19 protein-coding genes are annotated in these 19,890 nt (G+C 69.9%); 9 read left to right on the plus strand and 10 right to left on the minus strand.

The features are described 5' to 3' along the window. Window positions 1-9: 9 nt before the first annotated feature. The 4 genes from OHA91_RS19365 to OHA91_RS19380 all read right to left on the minus strand — a co-directional run bounded on the left by OHA91_RS19365 (window position 10) and on the right by OHA91_RS19380 (window position 3,141). Window positions 10-915: a LysR family transcriptional regulator gene (locus OHA91_RS19365; RefSeq protein ID WP_031156083.1), complete on the minus strand. Its 906-nt coding sequence runs from the start codon at window positions 913-915 to the stop codon at window positions 10-12. Between the two features lie 176 nt (window positions 916-1,091). Then, window positions 1,092-2,228 (minus strand): cystathionine gamma-lyase, encoded by a 1,137-nt coding sequence (locus tag OHA91_RS19370; protein WP_328741149.1) that lies wholly within the window; start codon window positions 2,226-2,228, stop codon window positions 1,092-1,094. A gap of 29 nt (window positions 2,229-2,257) precedes the next feature. Next, on the minus strand, window positions 2,258-2,749 hold the full coding sequence (locus tag OHA91_RS19375; protein WP_031156087.1) for a low molecular weight protein-tyrosine-phosphatase: 492 nt from the start codon (window positions 2,747-2,749) through the stop codon (window positions 2,258-2,260). An 11-nt stretch (window positions 2,750-2,760) separates the two neighbouring features. Further along, window positions 2,761-3,141, minus strand: coding sequence for a phage holin family protein (locus OHA91_RS19380; protein WP_266499470.1), 381 nt, complete (start codon window positions 3,139-3,141; stop codon window positions 2,761-2,763). Window positions 3,142-3,230: 89 nt separating this feature from the next. Here OHA91_RS19380 and OHA91_RS19385 point away from each other — a divergent pair, with 89 nt between their 5' ends. From OHA91_RS19385 to OHA91_RS19400, 4 genes are all read left to right on the plus strand, one after another. Then, complete coding sequence (locus tag OHA91_RS19385; RefSeq protein ID WP_031156091.1) at window positions 3,231-3,548, plus strand: cupin domain-containing protein; 318 nt, start codon at window positions 3,231-3,233, stop codon at window positions 3,546-3,548. A gap of 150 nt (window positions 3,549-3,698) precedes the next feature. Beyond that, entirely contained in the window at window positions 3,699-3,926 is a 228-nt protein-coding gene (locus tag OHA91_RS19390) for a DUF5326 family protein (protein WP_031156093.1), read from the plus strand. 272 nt (window positions 3,927-4,198) lie between these two features. Beyond that, window positions 4,199-4,945 carry an IclR family transcriptional regulator gene (locus OHA91_RS19395; RefSeq protein WP_078959537.1) on the plus strand — a complete coding sequence of 249 codons (747 nt, stop codon included), beginning with the start codon at window positions 4,199-4,201 and terminating at the stop codon, window positions 4,943-4,945. Window positions 4,946-5,042: 97 nt separating this feature from the next. After that, entirely contained in the window at window positions 5,043-5,492 is a 450-nt protein-coding gene (locus OHA91_RS19400) for an SsgA family sporulation/cell division regulator (protein WP_030647381.1), read from the plus strand. A 42-nt stretch (window positions 5,493-5,534) separates the two neighbouring features. Here OHA91_RS19400 and OHA91_RS19405 read toward each other — a convergent pair whose 3' ends face one another. Beyond that, on the minus strand, window positions 5,535-6,914 hold the full coding sequence (locus OHA91_RS19405; RefSeq protein WP_051893572.1) for a YibE/F family protein: 1,380 nt from the start codon (window positions 6,912-6,914) through the stop codon (window positions 5,535-5,537). A 211-nt stretch (window positions 6,915-7,125) separates the two neighbouring features. Between OHA91_RS19405 and thiC the strand changes: the two genes are divergently transcribed. Both thiC and OHA91_RS19415 read left to right on the plus strand, forming a co-directional pair. Next, window positions 7,126-8,913, plus strand: a complete 1,788-nt coding sequence (gene thiC, locus OHA91_RS19410; protein WP_031156103.1) for a phosphomethylpyrimidine synthase ThiC — start codon at window positions 7,126-7,128, stop codon at window positions 8,911-8,913. 1,014 nt (window positions 8,914-9,927) lie between these two features. Continuing rightward, window positions 9,928-10,407 (plus strand): hypothetical protein, encoded by a 480-nt coding sequence (locus OHA91_RS19415; protein ID WP_276566140.1) that lies wholly within the window; start codon window positions 9,928-9,930, stop codon window positions 10,405-10,407. Window positions 10,408-10,491: 84 nt separating this feature from the next. On the opposite strand, the gene OHA91_RS19420 is transcribed toward OHA91_RS19415, so the two are convergent. Further along, window positions 10,492-11,580 carry a glycosyltransferase gene (locus OHA91_RS19420; RefSeq protein ID WP_266499481.1) on the minus strand — a complete coding sequence of 363 codons (1,089 nt, stop codon included), beginning with the start codon at window positions 11,578-11,580 and terminating at the stop codon, window positions 10,492-10,494. A 259-nt stretch (window positions 11,581-11,839) separates the two neighbouring features. Here OHA91_RS19420 and OHA91_RS19425 point away from each other — a divergent pair, with 259 nt between their 5' ends. Beyond that, the gene (locus OHA91_RS19425) at window positions 11,840-12,664 is read left to right on the plus strand and encodes a hypothetical protein (protein WP_266499484.1); all 825 of its coding nucleotides are present in this window, start codon (window positions 11,840-11,842) and stop codon (window positions 12,662-12,664) included. A 22-nt stretch (window positions 12,665-12,686) separates the two neighbouring features. Here OHA91_RS19425 and OHA91_RS19430 read toward each other — a convergent pair whose 3' ends face one another. The 3 genes from OHA91_RS19430 to OHA91_RS19440 all read right to left on the minus strand — a co-directional run bounded on the left by OHA91_RS19430 (window position 12,687) and on the right by OHA91_RS19440 (window position 16,307). Further along, the gene (locus tag OHA91_RS19430; protein ID WP_328739663.1) at window positions 12,687-13,505 is read right to left on the minus strand and encodes a hypothetical protein; all 819 of its coding nucleotides are present in this window, start codon (window positions 13,503-13,505) and stop codon (window positions 12,687-12,689) included. Window positions 13,506-13,653: 148 nt separating this feature from the next. Beyond that, entirely contained in the window at window positions 13,654-14,931 is a 1,278-nt protein-coding gene (locus OHA91_RS19435; protein WP_381703147.1) for a metallophosphoesterase, read from the minus strand. 260 nt (window positions 14,932-15,191) lie between these two features. Continuing rightward, window positions 15,192-16,307, minus strand: coding sequence for a LacI family DNA-binding transcriptional regulator (locus tag OHA91_RS19440; protein WP_031156115.1), 1,116 nt, complete (start codon window positions 16,305-16,307; stop codon window positions 15,192-15,194). Between the two features lie 361 nt (window positions 16,308-16,668). On the opposite strand from OHA91_RS19440, the gene hisC reads away from it, so the two are divergent. Next, a complete protein-coding gene (gene hisC / locus OHA91_RS19445) occupies window positions 16,669-17,748 on the plus strand; it encodes a histidinol-phosphate transaminase (protein WP_031156116.1) in 1,080 nt (359 codons plus the stop codon). 73 nt (window positions 17,749-17,821) lie between these two features. On the opposite strand, the gene OHA91_RS19450 is transcribed toward hisC, so the two are convergent. Continuing rightward, entirely contained in the window at window positions 17,822-18,190 is a 369-nt protein-coding gene (locus OHA91_RS19450) for a cyclophilin-like fold protein (protein WP_183066363.1), read from the minus strand. Window positions 18,191-18,379: 189 nt separating this feature from the next. On the opposite strand from OHA91_RS19450, the gene OHA91_RS19455 reads away from it, so the two are divergent. Further along, window positions 18,380-19,885, plus strand: coding sequence for a cytochrome ubiquinol oxidase subunit I (locus OHA91_RS19455; protein ID WP_266499493.1), 1,506 nt, complete (start codon window positions 18,380-18,382; stop codon window positions 19,883-19,885). Window positions 19,886-19,890: the final 5 nt, after the last annotated feature.

A 19,890-nucleotide genomic window follows, 5' to 3' on the forward strand; every position in this document is an offset into this window, starting at 1 on the left:
CAGGGGGGCTCACCAGTGCACGGCCGCGTCCAGCAGCCGTTCACGGGCCCGGGCGAGATGGGCGAGGGAGGGGCTCCCCGTCCGCAGGACCAGGAACCAGGTGCGCAGCGGTGGTACGGCAGGCTCCGCCACGGCGGTGATCCGGCCGCTGTCGAGGGCTTCCTGGCACAGGTAGCGGGGCAGGACGGCGAGCCCCGCGCCCGCGAGGACGCATTCCAGTACGGCGCGCAGGTCGGGCGCGACCACGGTGGCGGCGAGGGACCTGGCGTCCGGCAGGGTGTCGAAGACGGCGCTCCAGTACCGGGTGACGAGCGGCAGGGTCTCGTGGACCTCGACGAGCGGGATGCCCTCCAGGGCCGCAGGGCCGTCGTCGCGCAGCCGGTCCGTGTCGACGAGGGCGGCCCAGTAGGGCGCGGCGACCAGGACGTGCTCCTCGTCGCACAGGGCGGTGGCCGTGAAGGGCCCGCCGCGGGGGTGTGCGGTGGTGACGACGAGGTCGTGGTGGCCGGCGGCGAGCCCGTCGAGGACGCTCGCGGCGTCGCTCTGCAGGGTGGCGCGCAAGGTGTGGCCCTGGCCGACGAGCGGCGCGAGGGCGGGAAGTACCCGCAGCGACAGGAACTCGGGCGGCCCGGCGACATGGAGGGACCGCAGACCGGCCGCGTCCTCCCGCTCGGCCTCGGCGATCCGGAGCAGGGCGTCGAGGTGCGGGGCGGCCTTGTGGGCGAGCTCGTCGCCGACGGCGGTGGGAGTGACCCCGCGGGCCCGGCGGTGGAAGAGGGGCCGCCCCAACTGGCGCTCCAGGGTGCGGATCTGCGAGGTCACGGCGGGCTGGGACAGCCCGAGGAGGGCGGCGGCGCGCGTGAACGAGCCCGCCCGGTGCACGGTGACGAAGGTGCGCAGCAGGGCCAGATCCATAGCGACACCTCTCGGTGGGGGTCTACAACTATAAATATGCAGATAGGCCCCTGTCGCTACCGTGATTGGACTCTGACGCAGAGTCAACTAGCCTTGTCGCGTGGTTCTTAGCGCGCGGAACCCGGGGCGGTCCGAGCCACTAGGGGGGAGGCTCGGACTGCCTTTCCACGTCGTGTTCAGCGGTCGTGACCGGCCGGGTCGAGGGCACGGTCGAGTGCCCGCAGGACGTCCGCGACCAGGTCCTCGGTGTCCTCGGCCCCGGCTGAGAAGCGGATGAAGCCCTCGGGCACGGCATCGCCGCCCCACCGTCCGCGCCGCTCGGCGGTGGACCGTACGCCACCGAAACTCGTGGCGTCCTCGACCAGGTGCAGGGCGGCCATGAACCGTTCCGCGTGCGCCCGGTCGGGCAGGGTGAAGGAGACCACCGAGCCGAAGCCCCGCATCTGGCGGGCGGCCGTCTTGTGGGAGAGATCCGTGGTCAGCCCCGGGTAGCGCACCCCGCTCACGTCGCGGCGGTCGACCAGGGCCTCCGCGACGGCCAGGGCGTTGGCCCACTGGCGCTGCGCGCGCAGCTGGATCGTTGCCAGCGAACGGTGGGCGAGCCAGGCCTCCATGGGACCGGGGATCGCGCCGACGATCTTGCGCCACCCCCGGACGCGGGCCGCGAGTTCCGGGTCGCGGCACACGACGTACCCGAGCAGCAGGTCGCCGTGGCCGGTGAGGCCCTTGGTGCCGCTCGCCACGGAGAAGTCCGCGCCCAGCTCCAGGGGCCGCTGCCCGAGCGGGGTGGCGAGGGTGTTGTCCACGGCGACCAGGGTCCCGCCTCCGTGGGCGGCCTCCGCGAGGCGGCGTACGTCGCACACGTCGAGCCCGGGATTGGACGGCGTCTCGATCCACAGCATCCGGGCCCCGGCGAGGACCCCGAGCTGGGCGTCCGCGCCGGTGGGCGCGGTGCGCACGTGGATCCCGTACGCCTCCAGCTGCTCGCGCAGCAGGGGCAGCGCCTGGTAGCCGTCGTCGGGCAGGACGACGGTGTCGCCGGTGCGGGTCTGGGAGAGGAGGACGGCGGAGACCGCCGCCATGCCGGAGGCGAAGACGACGGTGTGCACGTCCTGGCCGGGGGCCTCCAGCTCTCCGATCGCCCGTTCCAGCAGGGTCCAGGTCGGGTTGGTGTCGCGGCCGTAGGAGTACGGGCCCTCGACGTCTCCCGGAAGGTGGAAGTGGGCGGCGAAGACCGGCCCCGGCAGGGGCGGTTCGTTCTTGACGGCTTCGGGCAGACCGGCGCGCACGGCGCGGGTGCCGTCGCCGATCATCTCGCCGGGGCCTTCGGGGGCGTGCTCGTTCACGTGGTGTGCTCCTTCATCGCCTCGCGTACGGCGTCCAGCAGACCGGGACTCGCCGCCTCGACCAGCTCCAGACACTCCTCGAACCCGTCGAGCGACCCGTAGTAGGGGTCCGGTACGTCGTGCTGCCCGGCGGGGGCCGCCGGATCGTAGGACCGCAGCAGCCGGACCTTGGCGGCGTCCTGCGGAGTGGGTGCGAGTGCCCGCAGGTCGCGCAGGTGCCCGGAGTCGAGTGCGATCACGAGGTCCAGGCGGGAGAACCAGGAGGACCGGAACTGCCGGGCCCGGTGGTCCTGGGCGTAGCCGGCGGCCTCCAGGACGGAGGCGGTGCGAGGGTCGGCGCCGTCGCCCTCGTGCCAGCCGCCGGTCCCGGCGCTGTCCACCTCGACGAGGGCGTCGAGTCCGGCCCGTTCCACATGGGCGCGGAAGACGGACTCGGCCATGGGGGAGCGGCATATGTTGCCCGTGCAGACGAAGCAGACGCGGTACATGTGCGGGCCGCTCAGTCGTTGTCGGGAAGGACCATGTTCGCGGCCCAGGAGACGACAGAGATGATCAGGCCGCCGATCAGCGCCGACCAGAAGTTGTCCACGTGGAAACTGAGGTCGAACTGGTCGGCCAGCCACGAGGTCAGCAGCAGCATCAGCGCGTTCACGACGAGCGTGAACAGGCCGAGCGTGAGGATGAACAGCGGCAGCGAGAGCAGCTTCACCACGGGCTTGACGATGAGGTTGACCAGGCCGAAGAGCAGGGCGACCAGGATCAGGGTCAGCGTCCGGCGGCCCATCGTGCTGCCGTCGTCCAGGGTGATGCCGTGAACCAGCCAGATGGCCACGGCCAGGGCCGCCGCGTTGGCGAGCGTCTTGACTACGAAATTCGTCATGTGTCTGATCGTGGCAGAGAAGATCCCGGTGGGACATCCGCAGATCAGCGGATGCGAGGGAACGATCGAGTACAAGGGGCACAACGACGATGAAAGCCTTCCGGCTTGACGAGCTCGAAGCGGAGCGGGCCGCCAACGACGGCGCCTATCTGCAGTTCCTGCGCGAGCGGAACATGTCGGTCGGGCTGTACGCCCTCGATGCCGGCCAGATCGATCCGCAGCGGCCGCACGGTCAGGACGAGGTGTACTTCGTCGTCAGCGGGAGGGCTTCGATCACGGTCGGCGAGGAGACCACCACCGTGGCGCGCGGCAGCGTCGTCTACGTCCCGGCGGGGGTCCCGCACAAGTTCCACCACATCACCGAGGACCTGAAGGTGATGGTGGTGTTCTCCCCGCCGGAGGGCTGAGGGGACCCCCGGGTGAGGGTCGTGCCCCTGATCCCCCTAAGGGGCGGATCAGGGGACTCCGAGGGCTCGCGGGCCCCGATCGGAGCCTGCGGACTCCTAGCATCGACAGCAGGAAGTCACGGACGGGAAGACCAGGAAGAGGTCGAGGACATGAACGGGATCCGGGAGATATTCGCAGGCATGCCCTGGTGGGTTAAGTGGGTCGCCGTTCCGCTGCTGGCGCTGTTCGTCTTCGGCGGCGTCATCACCAGCATCCTGGGCGCACTGATCTCGTTCGCCTTCAAGCTGCTGCTCTTCGTCGGCCTCGTCGGCGGTCTGATCTTCGTAGTGAAGAAGCTCGGTCGCGGACGTTCGAAGTCCTCCTCCACCGAGTGGTAGGTGACGGGCGGGGGCGGTTCCCGCGTTAACCCAGCTGAGGGAACCGGACGCCCTGAACCGCTCACAGCCCCGGAATCGGTGGATAGAGTCGCGAACTGTGCCGATACCTGGGCACCAGCCGGCAGCACCGCCTGACCTGTGGTGACGCCGACGACCCGTCGAGCGACCCCCAGGAGCCGGCATGAGCGGGGGCGGCCCCCGCAGGGCGGGCCACCCCTGAAGGCCCGCCGCCACGCCTGGGGGTGAGCTTGTCTCCGGTCCACAATGCGGGTGTGCCGACACTGATCGGTTCGGTGCAGAGGGCGCTCAGGCTGCTCGAAGCCGCGGGATCCCACAGCGGGGGAGCCCCGGCGAAGCAGCTGGCGCGTGAGGCCGGGCTTCCGCTGCCCACCGCCTACCACCTGCTGCGCACCCTGACGCACGAGGGCTATCTGCACAGAGAGAGCGGAGTCTTCGTACTCGGCGCCGCGGCCGGCAGGCTGGCCGGCGGGGCACTCCAGCAGAAACGTCGCAGCATGATCCTCGACTCGCTCGCGCACTTCCGCGACACGGTCGGGGCGCCCGTCTACTTCGCGGTCTACCGCGAGGGTGAAATCGAGGTCGTGGGTGTCTCGGACACCCCGGCCAGCCCGGCGTGCGAGGAGTGGGCCGACTTCCGTGCGACGGGATTCGCGCACGCGATCGGACAGTGCCTGCTCGGCCAGCTCGACGAGAGCGCGCGCAAGGACTATTACGACCGTCATCCGGTAGAGGCCATCACCCCTTATACCGTGCGCGATCTGCGCTCCTTGGAGAACCGGATCGGAGCCCTCGGGCGAATGCAGCCTGTAATCGAGAGGCAGGAATATGCCCTCGGCACAGTCTGTGCCGCCATCCCCATCACGGCCGGGGATGCGGCCGCGACGATGGCCATTTCTTTGCCCCTGCACCACGAAGATCGATTGCTGTATGTAGTCGATCGACTACGGAGTGAAGTAGGCGCGCTGTTGAGCACCCTCTCGTTCTCTATCAGTATCTGAAAACTCACTCCTTGTGATCTGCATGCGCTTCCACCACTCTTGTCAAGAGGGCCCTGGGGGATCATTCCTGGCCACTTCCACTACAGCGGGGTAGGCAATGCGCGAGTCCGTACAGGCAGAGGTCATGATGAGTTTCCTCGTTTCCGAGGAGCTCTCGTTCCGGATCCCGGTGGAACTCCGGTACGACGCCCGTGATCCCTACGCAGTCCGCCTGACCTTCCACCTTCCCGGAGACGCACCCGTGACCTGGGCGTTCGGCCGGGAGCTGCTCCTCGACGGCATCAACAAGCCGTGCGGTGACGGCGATGTGCACATCGCCCCCACCAGCCCCGAGGAGCTGTCCGACGTCCACATCCGGCTTCAGGTAGGCGGCGACCGGGCCCTGTTCCGGGCCAGCGCGGCGCCGCTCGTCGCGTTCCTCGACCGCACCGACCGGCTCGTTCCGCTCGGACAGGAGCGCAATACGGGCGACTTCGAGGAGCACTTGGACGAGGCACTCGGCAGAATCCTGGCCGAGTCGAAGCAGAACGAGCAGAACGCCGGCTGAACCACCGCCCCGACCGGCTCACCACTCGGGCTGAACCGCCGTTCAGCGCTTGCGCCGCCGGCCCCGGCCGCCGCGTACCGGTCCCGAGCCCGGTGCGACGGCCGGGGATTCCGGCCGGTCGGCCGAAACCACCAGCGCGGCCAGCGCCGTCGTCACGGGCACCGAGGCCACCAGTCCGATCGAGCCGACGAGGGTCCGTACGATCTCCACCGCGACCAGCTCGCTGTTCGCCACCGATCCCATGCTGCTGTTGGCGATCGAGAACAGCAGGAGCAGCGGGAGTGCGGCGCCCGCGTAGGCCAGCACCAGGGTGTTGACCACCGACGCGATGTGGTCGCGGCCGATCCTGATGGCGGCCCGGTACAGGGCCCGCGGCCCCTGCGACGGGTCGGCCTGGTGGAGTTCCCAGACCGCCGAGGTCTGGGTGACCGTCACGTCATCGAGGACACCCAGCGATCCGATGATGATCCCGGCGAGCAGCAGGCCGCTCATGTCGATGTCCGGGTAGAGCCCGTGGATCAGACCGGTGTTGTCGTCGGTGTTGCCGCTGAGGAACGCCCAGTCGATGAACACCGAGCCCAGAAGGCCGATCAGCAGCAGCGACACGAGCGTGCCCAGGACGGCCACCGAGGTGCGGGCGGTCAGGCCGTGGCACATGTAGAGCGCGATCAGCATGATCGCGCTCGCCCCGACCACCGCGACCACCAGCGGGTTCGACCCCTGCAGGATGGCGGGGAGGATGAAGAGCGTCAGCACGCCGAAGCTGACGACCAGTGCGATCAGTGCGAAAAGCCCGCGCATCCGCCCGACGAGGACGACCGAGAGCGCGAAGATGCCGGCCAGCACCGCCAGCGGGAGCTTGCGGTTCACGTCGATCACCGAGTACTGGAGGTCGCGGGGCGCGTCCGGCGCGTACGCCACCACCACCTCCTGGCCGTCCGCCAACTGCCGTGGCGCGCCCGGCTGGACGATCTCCACGAAGGTGCGCCCCTTGTCCGGGCCGCTCCCGATCTCGACGGTGGCCTTCTTGCAGTCGCCGGTCTGCGCGGCCCGGGCCCCGCCGCCCGTCGGGGCGGAGCCCTCGCCGGTCGGCGGCACCTGCGCGGCGTTCACGGATTTGCAGTCGACGAGTTCCAGCGAGACGACCTTGGCCTGCTGGGTCTGCCGGTCGAATCCCACCCCGGTCCGCTCGTGGTCCGGCGTGCCGCCCGGCCAGAGGACCGCCAGGCCGACGAAGACGGCGACGGCGAAGGGGATCAGTACGGCCGCGATGACCTTGCGCAGGTGCTTGGAGACGGGTGCCGCAGGTCCGTGACTGTGGCTGTGGGAGTGGCCGGAGGAGTGCCCGTGTCCGGCATGCGCGTGGCCGGAGTGGCCGTTGGGCTCAGTGGGCTCGGTGGGGGGCTGCGGCGAGGACGTCACCAGCAGATCATCGCAAGAGATGAGGGGGCCCACTGTTCAGCACGCCATGGATGACGCTAGCGTGGGGGCTACTTTGCACAACGCGGGAGCTCGGAGCACCGGGCTGAGAGGGCGCTGATCACCGTACGCGATCACGAATGCGTACGGGAGGAGGCTGCGTCGACCGCCGAACCTGTTACCGGGTAATGCCGGCGTAGGGAGATCAGGTCTCATGACCATTCAGGACGCACGCACGCCTGCCGTCAGCCAGGACGCCGACGGCTCGACCGAGCGCAAGCCGGGCTGGCACAAGGGCTACGTGGCGGGCTCCCGCCCCGACATCCGGGTGCCGGTCCGCCAGGTCCACCTCACCAACGGCAAGGACGTGACGCTCTACGACACGTCCGGTCCGTACACCGACCCGCAGATCGAGACCGATGTGCGACGGGGCCTCGCGCCGCTGCGCGAGAACTGGATCATCAGCCGCGGCGACACCGAGGAGTACGCCGGCCGCCCGGTCCGTCCCGAGGACGACGGCATCAAGCACACCTCGCCGCGCGGTGGCCTCAAGAACCTCGACGCGGTCTTCCCCGGCCGCCCCCGCCAGCCCCGCCGGGGCCGCGACGGCGCCGCAGTCACGCAGCTCGCGTACGCCCGCCGGGGCGAGATCACCCCGGAGATGGAGTACGTCGCGATCCGCGAGAACGTCTCCCCCGAGGTCGTCCGCGAGGAGATCGCCGCAGGTCGCGCCGTGCTTCCGGCGAACGTGAACCACCCGGAGATCGAGCCGATGATCATCGGCAAGAAGTTCCTCGTGAAGGTCAACGCCAACATCGGCAACTCCGCCGTCACCTCCTCCATCGAGGAGGAGGTGGAGAAGATGACCTGGGCGACCCGCTGGGGCGCGGACACGGTCATGGACCTCTCGACGGGCCGCAACATCCACACCACCCGCGAGTGGGTGCTGCGCAACTCCCCGGTCCCGATCGGTACCGTGCCGCTCTACCAGGCGCTGGAGAAGGTCGACGGCCGCGCCGAGGAACTGACCTGGGAGATCTACAAGGACACGGTCATCGAGCAGGCCGAGCAGGGCGTCGACTACATGACGGTCCACGCCGGCGTGCTCCTGCCGTACGTGCCGCTGACCGCCCGCCGCAAGACCGGCATCGTCTCGCGCGGTGGCTCGATCATGGCCGCGTGGTGCCTCGCGCACCACAAGGAGAACTTCCTCTACACGCACTTCGAGGAGCTCTGCGAGATCCTGGCGACGTACGACGTCACGTACTCGCTGGGCGACGGCCTGCGACCCGGCTCCATCGCGGACGCCAACGACGCGGCGCAGTTCGCGGAGCTGAAGACGCTGGGCGAGCTCAACACCATCGCCAAGCGCCACAACGTCCAGACGATGATCGAGGGCCCGGGCCACGTCCCGATGCACAAGATCAAGGAGAACATCGACCTCCAGCAGGAGATCTGCGAGGAGGCGCCGTTCTACACGCTCGGCCCGCTGACCACGGACGTCGCGCCCGCGTACGACCACATCACCTCGGGCATCGGCGCCGCGATGATCGCCTGGTGGGGCACGGCGATGCTCTGCTACGTCACGCCCAAGGAGCACCTGGGCCTGCCCAACCGGGACGACGTCAAGACCGGCGTGATCACGTACAAGATCTCGGCGCACGCCGCTGACCTGGCCAAGGGGCACCCGGGCGCCCAGGAGTGGGACGACGCGCTGTCCGACGCGCGGTTCGAGTTCCGCTGGGAGGACCAGTTCAACCTTGCCCTGGACCCGGACACGGCCCGTGAGTTCCACGACGAGACCCTTCCCGCCGAGCCGGCCAAGACCGCGCACTTCTGCTCCATGTGCGGTCCGAAGTTCTGCTCGATGAAGATCTCGCAGGACATCCGCCGCGAGCACGGCGGGGACCTGAAGGCGGAGGAGATCCAGGCCGGCATGGCGGAGAAGTCCGCCGAGTTCGCGGCCTCGGGCAGCCGCGTGTACCTGCCGCTGGCCGACTGACGCCGATCGGCAGGGCAGGACCCGGCTGACGGGCGGACCCGCGACCCATGGGGGGAGTCGCGGGTCCGCCCGTTTTTTCGTGCCGTCGGGGAGATGGGGCGGTCGGGTTCGCCGCGGCGGCCATTGGTGTCGCATCGATAGTCCGATGAGTGGACTTGTCTGCGAGGTGTACCGCCGCTGAAGGCCGCGGTTCCCACGCTACCGATGTGGCCGGACAAGCCCGCCACCATCGATCGATCGGTTTCGAGAAGGAGTGGTATGCGCCCCGAGAACAGGTCCAGGACGCCCCTTGGCCCGCTGCCGAGGAGCAGCTGGCGCAAGGCAGGCACGCTCGCGTCGCTCGCCCTGGTGATGATGGGAGTGGCCAGCCCCGCCATCGCCGTGGCACAGAGCGTCCAGGCGGCTGAGCGCGTCACCGCGGCGAGCCCCACGGGTGGGGACCACTGCAAGCCGGACGGTCATCATCACCGCCCGGACCACCGCCCCGACCACCGTCCCGACCGCGGTCCCGACCGCGGTCCCGACCAGGGGCCTGACCAGGGACCGGACTTCAACCCGGACCACGGACCGGGCGATGGCCCGTGGGCGGCGGGCCTCATGGCCGGCCCCAACGGTGACGACGGGTGCGAACCGGGCAGGCCCGGACCGACAGGACCGACGGGCGCCACCGGTGCCACCGGCGCGACGGGTGCTGACGGGGCCGACGGCGCTGACGGTGCCACGGGTGCGACCGGTGCCACGGGTGCGACCGGCGCTGACGGTGCCACGGGTGCCACCGGCGCGACGGGTGCGACCGGCGCTGACGGTGCCACGGGTGCGACCGGTGCCACGGGTGCGACCGGCGCTGACGGTGCCACGGGTGCGACCGGTGCCACGGGTGCGACCGGCGCTGACGGTGCCACGGGTGCGACCGGTGCCACGGGCGCGACCGGCGCTGACGGTGCCACGGGTGCCACCGGTGCCACCGGTGCTACGGGTGCCACGGGCGCTACGGGCAGCACCGGCGCCTCCGGGGTGAACGGCGAGGACGGTGCCACCGGAGCGACCGGCGCCACGGGTACGAGCGGCGTTGACGGCGCCACGGGAGCCACCGGCGCAACGGGCGCCACCGGTCCCTGCAGCGACATCGACAGCTTCGCGCCCTCGACCACCGAGTCGTTCAGCGCCGTCCTGACGAACGGCATCGCCTACGCCGGTCGCGCGAGCACGACCGGAGGTGTGCCGGTCTGGCAGAACCTCACGGACGCGGACAACCCGGGATTCCCGTTCGGCCTGGCCTGCGGCATCTCGATCATCGACCAGGGCAACAACGCCTACATCCAGGTCCTGACCACGGACAACAGGGTCTACCAGACCCACGGTGACACCAACCTGGACAACTTCGTATGGGACGAGGGGTGGTTCGAACTGACCCCCGGCCCGACCGGAGTCCTCCGCGGCAAGTCCTTCAAGGGAGACACGCTGAGCGGAGCCCCCTTGAACCGCTCCCGCTAGGGAGGGTCACGTAGAGGGGCCGGACGCATCCCGGATCGTGGCGGATGCGTCCGGCCCCTCGGCCGTTCGACGACGGCGGGGCCCTCAGGCCACCACCTGGTACTCCGGCCCCAGCTTGGACAGCGCGAATGCGCGGTTCTCACCGACCCGTTCGCGCTGGCTCTCCGGAAGCCCGCCCTCCCGCAGGAGGCGGTCGCAGCACTCCAGCGACTCCTCGTACGCGCCGACCCAGTAGGCGGCCACCGCGAGCTCGTCGAGCGCGCGCCACTCGTACCAGTCGAACTCGACGAACAGGATGTCCTCGGGGCGCGGGATCCGCGCCGCCTGACGGGCGAACAGGTACGCCAGCTCGAAGCGGCCGTCGAGACGGCACAGACGGGCCAGGTCGCCGAGTGCCTCGGCCCGCCCGGGGCGGCTCTCGTGGGCGCGGAGGTAGCGGTCCATCACCTCGGCCGGCGGGCGCCGCAGGCCCGCCGCGAGCCGTGCCGCGTAGAGCCGGGCGCAGAAGGCCTCCTCGGCGAAGCCGCCCATCGCGGCCCGGTGGTCGTAGGCCGCCAGGGACTTCTCCGGCTCGCCCGCGTCACGCCAGCTCTGAGCCAGATAAAAGGCGTAGCGGGCATTCCCCGGTTCTTCGATCAGCCCCTTTTCGAGGATCCCGGCATCGCGGAGGTACTTCTCCCGGTGGCCCCCTTCGCCCTGCCGGGCTCCGCCGCCGACGATGCGGATATGGAAGCCTTCGAGTACTCCGCGGGTGAACGGCGCTTCGCAATCCAGGTACTCGTGCAGGACGCCGACGTATTTCCAGGGCAATCGGGTGGAGACCAGAGCGGGCCGCCAGTGGATGACGGGCTGGTGGTGCACCGCGATGCCGTACGAATCGAAAGTGAGCTCCGGCATCCGGAATCCGGGGTCCACCTCGATCACGTCGTCCGCGTCGACGAACAGCAGGTAGTCGGCGCTGGAGCGGGCCAGGTCGATCGCCTCGCTGCGGCTTCCGTCGAACCCCTTCCAGGGCCGTTCGTGCAGGACACCGGGGAGATCACCGAGGAATTCCCGGATGATCTCCTGGGTGCCGTCCGTCGACCCGGTGTCGACGATCACCCAGGTGTCGATCAAGGGGCGCACGGATTCGAGACAGCGCCTGATCACCGCGGCCTCGTTCTTTACGATCATATTCAGACAGACTTTTGCTTTCAAGGATCCCGTCCACGGTGGTGGTGAAGACGACCGTGAGGCGACCGTAGGGATCCGGTCAATGGCGTGCAAGGAAGCCACGGGGCGAGCCGCCATTGGGTGCCTGTTGCTGGTCCGATGAGATGACTGCCTAGCGAGGCGAGAGCTGCTTCCCATCCGATTTACCCACTATGGGCGAGGCGGCCCGTCCGGGCCGATCGCACATCGTTTGATCCGGTTTCGAGAAGGAGCGGCGTATATGAGCCCCGTGAACAGGACCAGGTCACCCCTCGGCCCGGTGGCCCGGCGGAGTGCTGTGGTGAAGGGAGGCACGCTGGCATCTCTCGCTCTGGTGGTGGCGGGAATCGCCAGCCCGGCGTTCGCCACTGCGCAGGGCGTCCAGGCAGCCGCGACCGTTCGGTCGGCGAGCCCGACCGGCGGCGGTGACTGCACGACGAAGAAGAGCTCGAACCACGATCCGAGAGTGGCGGGCACCCAGGCGGGCCCACGGGGCGGCGGCGACGAATGCGAGGGCCAGCGGGGCCCGACGGGCCCCACGGGCCCGCGCGGCCCTCAGGGAGAGCCGGGCGAGGACGGCGCCGACGGGGCCACGGGCGCGACCGGTGCCACCGGGGCCACGGGCGCGACCGGTGCGACCGGCGCGGGCGCCTGCGTGGACGTCGATGCCGTCCGGGACAACAACGACCGCGAGTTCAAGGCGGCGCTCACCCCCGACGGCATCACCTACGCAGGCGTTCGCGAGATCCAGAACACCACGGTCGGCCCCTGGATCTGGTACGACCTCACCACCAACGAGGAGGGCGACTACCCGGCCGGCGCCTGTGGGGTTTCCATCGGCCACCAGGCCAACCGGCTCGTCATCGAAGTGATCACCACGGGCGGCGAGATCTGGGAGACGTTCTGCGACGTGAACCCGGGCACTCCCGACACGCTCACGTGCAACGGGGTGTGGAACGACGCGGTACCGCAGCCCAACCCGGGCGACCCGCCGGCGCCGCTGCGTACCCACGAGCAGCCGATCCGTCCCACGGACCCCAACCACCTGCCGAAGGCGCTGAAGTAGCTTCCGGTACCGGCCGGAGCGCCTACTCCGGCCGGTGGTCCGGGCCGCCGAAGTCCGGACTGGTGAAGTCCGGTGGCGTGTAGCCGGGCGGGACCCCCTGCGACGGGGTTCCCGGACTGGTGAAGTCGGGCCGGGTGTATCCCAGACTGGGGATGCGCCCGGCCCCCGGCGTGCGGGGGGTCGGGAAGCCCGGGCCCGCACTCGGATCGGCCAGTGCGTCCCGCAGGAACGGGATGATGCCGCGCTCCAGCAGGGCGTGCCGCCAGGCCTCGCGGGCCCGCGCCACCTCGTCGGGTATCGCCTCGCTCTCGTCCGCCCCCACCTCGGTCGCACTGTTGCGGACGGCCGTGACCAGCAGCCCGATCACGGCGAAGAGCAGGGCCGCCGCGGTGAGCGCGCCGAAGAGCCAACCCGCCGTCAGCATGGTCTGGGCGAAGGCCGGTTCGGGCTCGATCATCTTCAGGATGTAGCCGACGAGCAGGAAGATCAGCATGGCGGTGCCGGCCAGGACCGGTGCGAGGACCGCGACCACGGCGCTGACGCCCGCGCCGCCGCCGCTGCTGTGATCGTCGTACTCGTCCCCCGTCGTACCGGGTGCGGAGAGCGCCTCGTCGCGTCGTTCCTCGCGGACCTTCACGTAGTGGCCGTACTCGGCGGCCGCCGCGGCCGCCAGCAGGGCGCTGGCGCCCTGGGCCATGGTGCGCAGCTGTTCGGCGTTCAGCCGCTCGCCGAGTGTGGCGAGCTCGGGCCGTTCGCTCGCTGCGCGCAGTGCCTCGTCGATGAGCCGGTCGAATTCGGGCCGGTCTTCGGTCAGCAGGTGCGGAGCGCTGGTCATGTGCATCCCCCGATGCTCCGTAGAAGCCGGTTTGCCCGCGTAGACCCGGGCGCCGGCGGAAACGGAGGAGAGCCTGCTACGGATAGAGCGATGGTAGAGCGCCCACACCACGCCGTGACAGGGGCTTTCCGGAAATACCCCTCTGCGTAAGCTCTCAGTCGCTCAGCGGCAGCCGTACGACGAGCAGCTTGCCGGCCATCGTCACGCCGCCGTCCATCGCGATGGCGAGCCCGTCCGCGTAGACGTGCGGGCCGTCCACGGCCTCCGGGCCGCGGGACTCGTCGCCGTCCTCGGTGCCCACTTCGCCGAGCAGGTACGGGATGGGGCTGTGGCCGTGCACGACGCGGCTGCCGCCGTAGGTGTCGAGCAGTTCGCGGACGGCCTGGGGGCCGGTCTCCTCGTCGCGGAACGCGAAGCGCTTGGTGAACTTCCGGAAGAGGTCCCACGTGATGTCGACGTCGCCCCGGTTGAGGAGCTCGTGGATGGTGTCGTTGACGTCCTCGATGGAGTCGCCGTAGTCGAGGTAGGCCGTGGTGTCGGAGTGCAGCAGCAGGTGGTCCTCCTCCAGGACGGCCGCGTCCAGCCGCGACATCCACTGGATGTGCACGTCCTGCAGGCGCTCCATGTCGGTGCGCTGGCCGCCGTTGAGCAGCCAGGCGGCCTGGAAGGTGGCGGTGCCGGCCCCGGAGACGACAGGGGTGTCGCCGAACCGCTTGGCGCCGATGAGCAGCAGCTCGTGATTGCCCATCAGGGCCTTGCAGTACCCGCCGGCGGCGGCCGCCTCGGCGGACAGCCGCATGACGAGGTCGATGACGCCGATGCCGTCGGGGCCGCGGTCGGTGAAGTCGCCGAGGAACCAGAGCCGGGCGTTGCCCGCGGACCAGCGGCCCTCCGTGTCGATCAGGCCCTGGGCGTGCAGCTCGGTGACGAGCTCGTCGAGGTAGCCGTGGACGTCGCCGACGACGTACAGCGGGCCGGGGCCCGCGGTGTCCTGCGGGACGTACTGGACCTGGACGGTGTCGCCGGGGCCGCCGAGCGGGCTGCGGCCGATGACGGGGAGGTCCCGGTAGGTCGGGGTGTAGCCCTCGAGGTCGTCCTCCTCGGGACCCTGGGGCGTCGCGTGCTCCGGTTCGGCGTCGGCGTGCGCGTGGGGGTGAGAGTGGCCCTGGGGACGCCCCTGGAGGTGCTCCTCGCGGCGCGGGTCCTGACGCGGGTCCTGACGCGGATCGTGGTGCGGGGCCGGCGGCGCAGACGCGGGCGGCTGCGGCGCGTAGCCGGGCTGCGGCGGCACGACGGCCTGTGGGGCGTCCTCGTAGTACGCGGGGTACTCGCCGTACACGGGAGCCTCGTCGGGCAGACCGGTGGCTACGGCGTACGGAGCAGCGGGTTCGGTGACTGGCACCCGGAAGTCCCGCAGCGTTTCCGTCCGCATCGCGGGTCCCTGACCGGCCCCCTGAGTCATCGACCCCTCCACCACCGTCGCGCTGCCGTACACCTGCGGACCCTCCTGACCTCCGGGGAGGAGGGTCCGTGATGTCGTGCGCCCATCATAGGAATGCGGCTCGCGCTCTGTGACGCACCAGGGGTGGTGAATCCTTTGCGGAGCGTATCGTTCCTACCGTTTTTGCCCGATATTGCCGTTGCTGAAATCCTGGACCGACCGCCGATCAGGCCGACCGGACGGTCTGCCGGTCAGTCCTGGGCCGGAGATCGGGGCGGGCTGACGGTCCTTCGGGGCTGCCTGCGCTGCGACGAGGTACGGATGATCAGCTCGGTCGGGACGACCTGTTCGACCGGGCGTCCGGTGTCCACGCCCTCGATCGCGTCGATGAGCAGCTGCACGACGGCGGTGCCGATGCGGCGCGGTTTGAGGGACAGGGTGGTGATGGGCGGCTCGGTGTTGGCGTACACGGTGGACTCGCTGCAGCAGACGAGCAGCAGGTCCTCGGGGACGCGCAGGCCGTAGCGGCGGGCGGCGGCGAGCAGGTCGGTGCCGTTGGGGTCGAAGAGTCCGTAGACGGCGTCGGGGCGGTCGGGGCGGGCGAGGAGCCGGTCGGCGGCGACGGCGCCCGCGCACGGGTCGTGGGCGGGGTAGGACTCGTAGACGGGGTCCTGGCCGACGCGCTCGCACCAGTTGAGGTAGGCGGTGGTGGACAGGCGGGTGTAGGTGTCGGTGGTGGTGCCGGTGAGCAGCCCGATCCGGCGGGCGCCGGCGGCGGCGAGGTGGTCGAGGAGGCCGAGCACGGCGGCCTCGTGGTCGTTGTCGACCCAGGCGGTCACGGGGAGGGAGCCGGCCGGCCGGCCGTCGGAGACCACGGGAAGGCCCTGGCGGACCAGCTCGGTGACGACGGGATCGTGGTCGGAGGGGTCGATGACGACGGTGCCGTCGAGGGCGACGTTGGACCACACGTCGTGGCGGGAGGTGGCGGGGAGGATGACGAGGGCGTATCCGCGGGCGAGCGCCGCCGAGGTGGCGGCCCTGGCCATCTCGGCGAAGTACGCGAATTCGGTGAAGGTGAAAGGTTCATCCCCGTATGTCGTCACGGTCAGGCCGATGAGGCCGGACTTGCCGGTACGGAGGGTGCGGGCGGCGGCCGACGGGCGGTAGCCCAGCCGGTCGGCGACCTCGCGAACGTGGCGGCGGGTGGCGTCGGGCAGCCGTCCCTTGCCATTGAGCGCGTCGGAGACGGTCGTGATGGAGACGCCCGCCGCGGCGGCCACGTCCCTGATGCCGGCCCGGCCTTGTCGGCCGGCGGCCCGCCGGGTGGTCTCGGTCCGGCTCACCTGATGCTTCCCTGCTGCTGTCATGGCGAGCCGATAGTAGGGCTCGGTGGGGTGCGCGGTCCGGGTGCATATGCACGCGTTGACAGGCACGTTTCTGCATGGTTCGCCACCCCCAATGACCTTGGAAATGAAGGCGCTTGATGGCGCGAGTGGAGGGTGAAGCTTGTCGGCGGGTCCGGGCATGCCAAACCGGTGAGGTTTCGGGTCGATCTCAACTCACCTGTACGAGGGACGCGCGCCACGGCGCAGGCCACCAGCGCGCGCATATATGCGTGCGCTCCCCCTCATTCCAGGCGCCCCCATTCTCGGAAGGCGGGAATCCTCATAAGGTGAGCAGTATTGAGTCGACGGCGACGTCGTACGGGACGGTCGAGGAGGACCTGCGGTGAGCGAGAACAGCCCGAAGCTGCGCGCCGAGCTGGACGGCATTCCGACATACAAGCCCGGCAAGCCGGCCGCCGCGGGCGGGCCCGTCGCGTACAAGCTGTCCTCGAACGAGAACCCGTACCCGCCGCTGCCGGGCGTGCTGGAGAGCGCAGTCACGGCGGCCGGGACCTTCAACCGGTACCCCGACATGGCCTGCACCGGCCTGGTGAACGAGATCGCCGAGCGGTTCGGCGTGCCCGTCGAGCACGTGGCCACGGGCACCGGCTCGGTGGGCGTGGCCCAGTCGCTGATCCAGTCCACCGCGGGCCCGGGCGACGAGGTCATGTACGCCTGGCGCTCCTTCGAGGCGTACCCGATCATCACGCAGATCTCGGGCGCGACCTCGGTGCAGGTCCCGCTGACCGACGGCGACGTGCACGACCTGGACGCCATGGCCGCGGCGATCACCGAGCGGACCCGGCTGATCTTCGTCTGCAACCCGAACAACCCCACCGGCACCGCCGTGCGCCGCGCCGAGCTGGAGCGGTTCCTGGACCAGGTGCCCTCGGACGTCCTGGTGGTCCTGGACGAGGCGTACCGCGAGTTCGTGCGCGACACGGACGTCCCGGACGGTATCGAGCTCTACCGCGACCGCCCCAACGTCGCCGTGCTGCGTACGTTCTCCAAGGCGTACGGGCTCGCCGGCCTGCGGGTCGGCTTCGCGGTCGCGCACGAGCGGGTGGCCGCGGCGCTGCGCAAGACGGCGGTGCCCTTCGGTGTCAGCCAGCTCGCGCAGGACGCGGCGGTTGCCTCGCTGCGCGCCGAGGACGAGCTGATGGGCCGGGTGGGGGCGCTGGTGGGCGAGCGGGCGCGGGTCCACGAGACGCTGCTGGCGCAGGGCTGGACCGTGCCGGACACGCAGGCGAACTTCGTGTGGATGCGCCTCGGCGAGCGGACCGTGGATTTCGCGGCCGCCTGCGAGAAGGCCGGTGTGGTGGTCCGGCCCTTCGCGGGTGAGGGCCTTCGGGTCACGATCGGTGAGCCCGAGGCGAATGACCTCTTCCTGCACACGGCGGGGGCGTTCTTCAAGGAGCTCTAGGCTCCGCGAACGCGAACGCGCGAACGCGGATTGCCGGCCGGGACCGGCGCGCGGACGGGGTGGGGCGGGAGCCTCAGGCCAGTTCCACGCGGACGGGGTCGCCGTCGCGGACGGTGGACAGTAGGCGGGGGTCGCCGTCGAACGAGCCGAGCACGTTGCACGGGCTCGCCAGGCGGCTCTCGCCTCCGCGCGAGATGGGCGTCGGGCCGTAGGGCAGCGCCAGGGCGTCGCCCTCGGTCCAGAACGCGACCGTGCCGGGCTCGACCACCTGCCGGGCGTCGTCCTCCAGGGCCACGGAGACGCCGGTGTCGAAGTAGACCTCCTCGCCCCACGTGTTCGCGGAGGCGGAGATCGGAAGGGCCTCGGCCAGCGCCTTGCTGGTCGGGGTCTCGTCGAGGGTTGCGGTGAGCTGGCCCGAGGGCCAGGAGATTCGTATCTGCATGAGCCGCATTCAACAATCTGTTGAATGGATTGGCTAGAGGGGTACCCCGGGTGAAGGCGGTCGAAAGCCGTGCGCCATAATGCTTGTGAATGTGAACGCGTTCACAAGCGTGTCTGCTTCCTCCCTGATTGGGCGGGTTCGGAAGTCAGGCTTCCCCTGTGATCACGGCGACACGAAGGAGACGAGGACGTGGACCTGGCTCTGGCGCCAGAAACCCTGGCGCGATGGCAGTTCGGCATCACCACCGTCTATCACTTCCTCTTCGTGCCCTTGACGATCTCGCTCGCCGCGCTCACGGCCGGCCTGCAGACCGCCTGGGTGCGCACCGAGAAGGAGAAGTACCTCAGAGCCACCAAGTTCTGGGGAAAGCTTTTCTTGATCAATATCGCGATGGGTGTCGTCACCGGCATCGTCCAGGAGTTCCAGTTCGGCATGAACTGGTCCGACTACTCGCGGTTCGTGGGTGACGTCTTCGGCGCCCCCCTCGCCTTCGAAGCGCTGATCGCCTTCTTCTTCGAGTCCACCTTCATCGGACTGTGGATCTTCGGCTGGGACAAGCTGCCCAAGAAGATCCACCTGGCCTGCATCTGGATGGTGTCCATCGGCACCGTCCTGTCCGCCTACTTCATCCTGGCGGCGAATTCCTGGATGCAGCACCCGGTCGGATACCGGATCAACGAGGAGCGTGGCCGGGCCGAGCTCACCGACTTCTGGCTCGTGCTCACCCAGAACACCGCGCTCACCCAGTTCTTCCACACGATCACGGCCGCCTTCCTCGTCGGGGGTGCGTTCATGGCCGGCATCTCCGCCTACCACCTGGCGCGCAAGAAGCACGTCCCCGTGATGCGCAGCTCGCTGCGCCTGGGCCTCGTGGTCCTGATCATCGCCGGCCTGGGCACCGCGATCAGCGGTGACCTGCTCGGCAAGGTCATGTTCAAGCAGCAGCCCATGAAGATGGCCGCCGCCGAGGCGCTCTGGGACGGTGAGGCGCCCGCTCCCTTCTCCGTCTTCGCCTACGGAGACGTCGAGAAGGGCCACAACAAGGTGGCCATAGAGATCCCGGGTCTGTTGTCCTTCCTGGCCAACGACGACTTCACCTCCTTCGTCCCGGGCATCAACGACGTCAACAAGGCCGAGCAGGAGAAGTTCGGACCGGGCGACTACCGGCCCAACATCCCCGTCGCCTACTGGGGCTTCCGCTGGATGATCGGCTTCGGCATGGCCTCGCTCGGCGTGGGCGTGCTGGGGCTCTGGCTGACCCGCAAGAAGTTCCTGCTGCCGCCGGGGCTGCGCACCGGCGAGGACGAGGTACCGAACCTGGTGCTCTTCAAGAAGGCACTGAGCCCCAAGGTCGGCAACCTCTACTGGATGGTCGCCCTCTGGACCACCGGCTTCCCGCTCATCGCCAGCTCCTGGGGATGGATCTTCACCGAGATGGGTCGCCAGCCGTGGGTGGTCTACGGAGTCCTGCGCACCCGCGACGCGGTCTCGCCGCACGTCTCCCAGGCCGAGGTGCTCACCTCGATGATCGGCTTCACCCTGCTCTACGCCGTGCTCGCCGTGATCGAGGTCAGGCTCCTGGTCAAGTACGTGAAGCTCGGCCCGCCGGAGCTCACCGAGGCAGACCTCAACCCGCCCACCAAGATCGGCGGGGACGACAAGAACCCCGACCGGCCGATGGCCTTCTCGTACTGAGGCTG

The sequence above is a fragment of the Streptomyces erythrochromogenes genome (assembly GCF_036170895.1).
GTDB classification, from domain to species: Bacteria; Actinomycetota; Actinomycetes; order Streptomycetales; family Streptomycetaceae; genus Streptomyces; species Streptomyces erythrochromogenes.